At 52.8% G+C, this 4,698-nt stretch carries 5 protein-coding genes, 1 tRNA gene and 1 pseudogene; 5 read left to right on the forward strand and 2 right to left on the reverse strand.

The window, feature by feature from the left end; translation table 11 throughout:
• The first annotated feature begins 147 nt into the window (after positions 1–147).
• Both KOO63_10755 and KOO63_10760 read left to right on the forward strand, forming a co-directional pair.
• Complete coding sequence (locus KOO63_10755; protein MBU8922286.1) at positions 148–1,479, forward strand: hypothetical protein; 1,332 nt, start codon at positions 148–150, stop codon at positions 1,477–1,479.
• A 69-nt stretch (positions 1,480–1,548) separates the two neighbouring features.
• Entirely contained in the window at positions 1,549–1,857 is a 309-nt protein-coding gene (locus KOO63_10760) for a SpoVG family protein (protein ID MBU8922287.1), read from the forward strand.
• Here the strand turns inward: KOO63_10760 and KOO63_10765 are convergent.
• Positions 1,850–2,083: a hypothetical protein gene (locus KOO63_10765; protein MBU8922288.1), complete on the reverse strand. Its 234-nt coding sequence runs from the start codon at positions 2,081–2,083 to the stop codon at positions 1,850–1,852. The two genes, KOO63_10760 and KOO63_10765, sit on opposite strands and share 8 nt — an antisense overlap.
• Positions 2,084–2,109: 26 nt before the next feature.
• Here KOO63_10765 and KOO63_10770 point away from each other — a divergent pair, with 26 nt between their 5' ends.
• The 3 genes and pseudogenes from KOO63_10770 to KOO63_10780 all read left to right on the forward strand — a co-directional run bounded on the left by KOO63_10770 (position 2,110) and on the right by KOO63_10780 (position 4,541).
• Positions 2,110–2,904: a ParB/RepB/Spo0J family partition protein gene (locus KOO63_10770; protein MBU8922289.1), complete on the forward strand. Its 795-nt coding sequence runs from the start codon at positions 2,110–2,112 to the stop codon at positions 2,902–2,904.
• 116 nt (positions 2,905–3,020) lie between these two features.
• Positions 3,021–3,479: pseudogene (locus KOO63_10775) on the forward strand (recombinase family protein).
• Between the two features lie 387 nt (positions 3,480–3,866).
• Positions 3,867–4,541 (forward strand): recombinase zinc beta ribbon domain-containing protein, encoded by a 675-nt coding sequence (locus KOO63_10780; protein ID MBU8922290.1) that lies wholly within the window; start codon positions 3,867–3,869, stop codon positions 4,539–4,541.
• Here the strand turns inward: KOO63_10780 and KOO63_10785 are convergent.
• Positions 4,501–4,576, reverse strand: a tRNA-Glu gene (locus KOO63_10785). The genes KOO63_10780 and KOO63_10785 overlap by 41 nt on opposite strands.
• Between the last annotated feature and the right edge of the window lie 122 nt (positions 4,577–4,698).

Genomic DNA, 4,698 nt, shown 5'->3' on the forward strand with positions numbered 1-4,698 from the left:
TGGTAGAAGCCAAAAACTCTACTTTAGAAACCTCCACTTGACGGGGAAGCTTACGCATACATGAACCTTTGGACCGACAAAGGGGACTCGTCGTGGGCCGAAGTTCACCCCATACGGTCTTCTATCGGCCGAAGCAAGCTCATCGGAATGTACATAGATAAGTATGGCAAACCACCAAGCGCTCAAGGGCTCAAAGAAGGTATCGATGCACTGGAGGCACAAGCTCGGCACACAGTAGTTCCTGTTGGGCTTCGGACGATGCCATTCGGAAAGGGGTTTGCCCTTGATCTCTGTGAAGAGCAGTGGAGGCGGGCAATTATTTCGCCGGGCGAATGGAAAATATCCCAAGACCACCTACCTCAATTTCGCCGGGGAGCTGGCGCCCAATCACTGCCGATGCCTGTTGAAGGGGGCAGTATTGAGAAGCTACGCCGCTACGTGAATATTTGCTGCGACGAGGATTGGATTCTGCTTTTGGGCTGGCTCGTCTATGCCCTGCAACCGAACGGACCATATCCCATCCTGGTTCTTCAAGGTGAGCATGGTGCGTGTAAGTCAACAGCCGCCAGAATTTTGGTTTGCCTTGTCGATCCAAACGAGGCTTCACTAATCGCTCTTCCAAAATCTGTGCATGATTTAATGGTTGTCGCAAAATCACGACATGTCCTGGCATACGACAACGTCTCCTGCATTTCCCCGGATATTAAGGATGCTCTGTGCCGGATCGCCACTGGCAGTGGACATGCAACTAGAAAACTCTACTCAGACAACGAAACTGTTGTCTGGAGTGCCAGCAAACCGATCATTCTCAATGGAATCGACAACCTCCTAATTGCCGATGATTTGGCCGACCGCGCAATCAGCATCACACTGCCGTTCATTTCCGAAGACAAGCGCATTAGAGAGTCTGAACTAATGCAGAATTTCCAGCGCGAAAGGTTTGAGATTCTCGGAGCATTGTTGGACGCAGCAGCTCTTGCCCTTGAGGCATCACCACCTTCTCCAGGTGTTCAGTTCACGCGCATGGCTGACTTCGATCATTTCGCCGCTTCAGCTGCAGGATCCTGGGGAGTCAGCTACGAACAGTTCCATGGCACCTACCGCAACAATAGGTGTGAAGCTGTCGAGCGAGGTTTGGACACTGACCCTCTTGCCCACGCAATTTGCTCTTTCCTCGAAACATTGAGCCCTTGGCAGGGAACAAAATGCGAGCTGTTGAGCGAGTTGCGGGGCCACGCAGATACACAGGAGGCGCTCGATTCTCTCCCCACAAATGCCCGCTCACTCGGGGCCAAACTTCGAAGGGTTTCGCCAGCACTTCGAATAGTTGGCATCGAAATCTCTGAACTCGGTCGCACCAGCAATGGATATCAGGTCCGGATTGAACAGCTAGACTCTCCTGCTGATGTACGTAGTGAACGTCATGAGCATTCTACTCTGTTGAATCTCGAAGAAGAGAAGAGAAAGAGAGAGATATGAAGGATTACCACGTTCACAACATTCACAACGTTCATTATCCGGAGTTTGGGCAACGAGTTGAGGTAGTAAATGAACAACAGTCTTGATATCGGGAAAGTCCATGTCCGCCTAGTGGAAAACGGTACTGATGGATTGCTGGCTTGGGCAACGGTCGTTTTGGAAAACGCCATCAAATTGGACAACCTCGCAATCCGCAGAAGCTGCGATGGCTCACTTTATGTCACTTACCCAGCCAAACGATCCTCGAGTGGAAAAACTCACCAATACTTCCATCCAATCAACACCCAAGCCGCTGAGGCAATTCAGAATGCAATCCTGGCTCGCCTAGCCTCCCTTGCCAAGGCAGCCGCCGAACCCGAGGACAAAAAAGTCAAGTGACGCCGTCCAACGGCAGCATCAACCCCCTCAATGAGATCGCCCAGATCCTCGTCGATGGGTACCTCCGTCTCCACTCAAGGAATGAATGGAATATATCAGCGCTTCCAAACAATGCTTCGAACCCGGGCAGGAACAATGCCGAGAATAGTTCCGGCATTGTGCCCGAATTCACAATCGCCCATACGCCTGAAACCCTCTCCACAAAGAACTCACCAATTTCGCCCATAGCGCCTCTAAAAAGGGAGAATGCCGATGACTAAGGAACTCGAAATCAGCACCCTGGACATGGATAGCGACGTCCAAAGCAGGGCGCATATGAACGGGAAAATCGTCAAGTCCTATGCCCGCGAAATTGAGGAGGGCTCAAAATTCCCGCCGGCTACTGTATTCCATGATGGGAACCACTACTGGCTTGCCGATGGCTTTCACCGAGTCAAGGCACGCCAGCAACTAGGCCAACAATCTATAGAAGCCGCAATCCTGGATGGGGACAAGCGGGCAGCCATACTCTATGGCGTTGGAGCCAATGCCACCCACGGCCTTCGGAGAACCAACGCGGACAAGCGTCGGGCCGTCGAACTCCTGTTGAAAGACAAGGAGTGGGCCAATTGGTCAGATCGAGAAATTGCACGACAGTGTGCGGTCAGTAATCGGCTAGTCACCAACATGAGGACTGAGCTATCTGTGAACGGTTCACAGATGCAAGCCCCACCACCCACAATCAAGGACTGCCAAGAAAAACCTTCTCCACAAAATGCGGAATTGGACCAAACCTCAACAACTCGAATGGCTAAGCGGAACGGAAAAACCTACCCGCTGGATGTCAGCAAGATTGGGAAGAAAAGCCAAGATGCGAGGAAGCCCGCACCCCGAGTAACTACGGATTCGCCGAAAAAAGGTGATGGTCCGGACTATCTCGCTTATCAGGCAAAAGTATACCTGAAGGAAATTGACCCAAACGGCTCAGAAGGAGCCAAAAAACTCTCGGAGATTCGCGATTGGATCAACGAGCAACTCGGCGAAACATCAGTCAATAGGCCGAATTAGAATCGCCTAAAGAGCTTGCTATCCCAGGCTCTTCGAGTGAGGGATGACCGCACGAAAGTTGGCCGCCGTCCAAAGCTCCGAAAGGGTTCGAATTGATTGCCAAGGCCGAAAGCACAATGCCAAGGGTGGCATTCTACGTTCGCATCAGCACTGATGAAACGAAACAGAAATTCTCGCTTGGCGCCCAGGTAGATGCGATCGACTCGCTCTGCAAACGGAAGTTCGGGAACGACTGGGTCAGGAATCACACCTACCAGGACATGGCGAGCGGTACGCATCTCAGTCGCCCCGGACTTCAACAGATGCTCGCAGATGCCAAAGCCGGATTATTCACGCACGTCGTGTTTCTTGCCACCGACCGACTCTCCCGCAAGAGCGGCGAATTGGCCATCATCACCGATGAACTCAGACAGTGGGGAATCAAATACACTAGCGTTCGAGAAGACGTCGACAACGAGACGTTTTCCGGACGCTTGGTCTTTCAGATCCATGGTGCGGTCAACGAATACGAACATGCTGTCATTATCGATAGAATAAAGCGGGGGATGCTCAAGAAGGCCGAAATGGGCAAATGGCCTGGAGGTACTGTCCCGTTGGGATATCGATTCGATCGTGACCAGGGTCTCATCATCGAGGAGTCCGAAGCCCAGATCGTCCGAAAAGTCTTTGAGCAATACACCCGGGGCAACGAGGGATCGAGTGCTATCGCCCTCCAGCTCAACAAGAGCGGTTACCGCACACGCAAGGGCAACAAGTTTTCCCGTAAAGCGATTTTAGACATGCTTCGCAGTCCATTCTACGTCAGCCGATTCCGCTGGCAAAAAGAGGAATTCGAGAGCGACCATGAATCCATCGTCTCGGACGCGACATTCGAGGCGGCTCAGAAAATTCTCGCCAAACGGTCCAGTGAATCCACAGGCAAGCGTTGGCAGAACCAGAGTGAGCGGATTCTCACCGGTCTGATGCGATGCAGCCGCTGCAACTCGGTGATGTTCGGTGTGTCCGGAAATGCCCGAGGGAAGAAGGTCGCCTACTACGCATGTCGGAAACGGCTGGCGACAAAGGACTGTGATCAAGACTACGTCCGGGCCGACAAGATCGAAGAAAAGATCCTCAGCGATATTCAGGCCATCTTCCAAGACGAGGCCCTGCTCACTGAGGTTTGGGAGGCAGCCCAAGCGAAGCTCACGGCCACCCGACCCGGCATTGACACTGAGATCGAAGCCACCCAGAAGCAGCGGCAGAAGAGCCAGGCCGCACTTCAGCGCTATTTCACGGCCTTCGAGGCCGGGACGATGGATCCGACCACCTGCAACGAGAGGGTGGCCGAACTGACGACTCAGATTCGTCAACTTGATGAGAAGCTCCTCGACCTCAACCGGGAACGGGAGGAATTGGATCTCCCGGCCCTCCAGACCGAGTTCATCCAGGAGATCCTCACGAACCTCCATGGCGTCGTGGAAGCCGTCCCCCCGGCACAAAAAAAGCACCTTCTCCAACTGCTCGTGGAGAAGGTGCTTATAAAGGACAAATGTACGTTCTCGGTCTGGTACCGACTCCCCCAGTTCCCCGAGGGTGTTCGTACACTGTCACTTCTGGTAGCCCCTAGGGGACTCGAACCCCTGTTACCGCCGTGAGAGGGCAGCGTCCTAGGCCACTAGACGAAGGGGCCACAATATCAGCACTGGGAACCTACCAAATTCCCAGAAATGTGGCAATTTTAAACATTTCTTAACCAATTCTTAACCAATTCTTAACCAAAAAGCATGGTTGCCCGGGAAGGATTCGAACCCT

Source organism: Candidatus Latescibacterota bacterium (genome assembly GCA_019038625.1).
Classification (GTDB): domain Bacteria; phylum Krumholzibacteriota; class Krumholzibacteriia; order Krumholzibacteriales; family Krumholzibacteriaceae; genus JAGLYV01.

What these genes read in the sequence shown, in the direction of transcription:
- KOO63_10755 (MBU8922286.1), top strand. Translation starts at nt 148, where the DNA reads ATGTACATAGATAAGTATGGCAAACCACCAAGCGCTCAAGGGCTCAAA.
- KOO63_10760 (MBU8922287.1), top strand. Translation starts at nt 1,549, where the DNA reads ATGAACAACAGTCTTGATATCGGGAAAGTCCATGTCCGCCTAGTGGAA.
- KOO63_10765 (MBU8922288.1), bottom strand. Translation starts at nt 2,083, where the DNA reads ATGGGCGAAATTGGTGAGTTCTTTGTGGAGAGGGTTTCAGGCGTATGG.
- KOO63_10770 (MBU8922289.1), top strand. Translation starts at nt 2,110, where the DNA reads ATGACTAAGGAACTCGAAATCAGCACCCTGGACATGGATAGCGACGTC.
- KOO63_10780 (MBU8922290.1), top strand. Translation starts at nt 3,867, where the DNA reads ATGCGATGCAGCCGCTGCAACTCGGTGATGTTCGGTGTGTCCGGAAAT.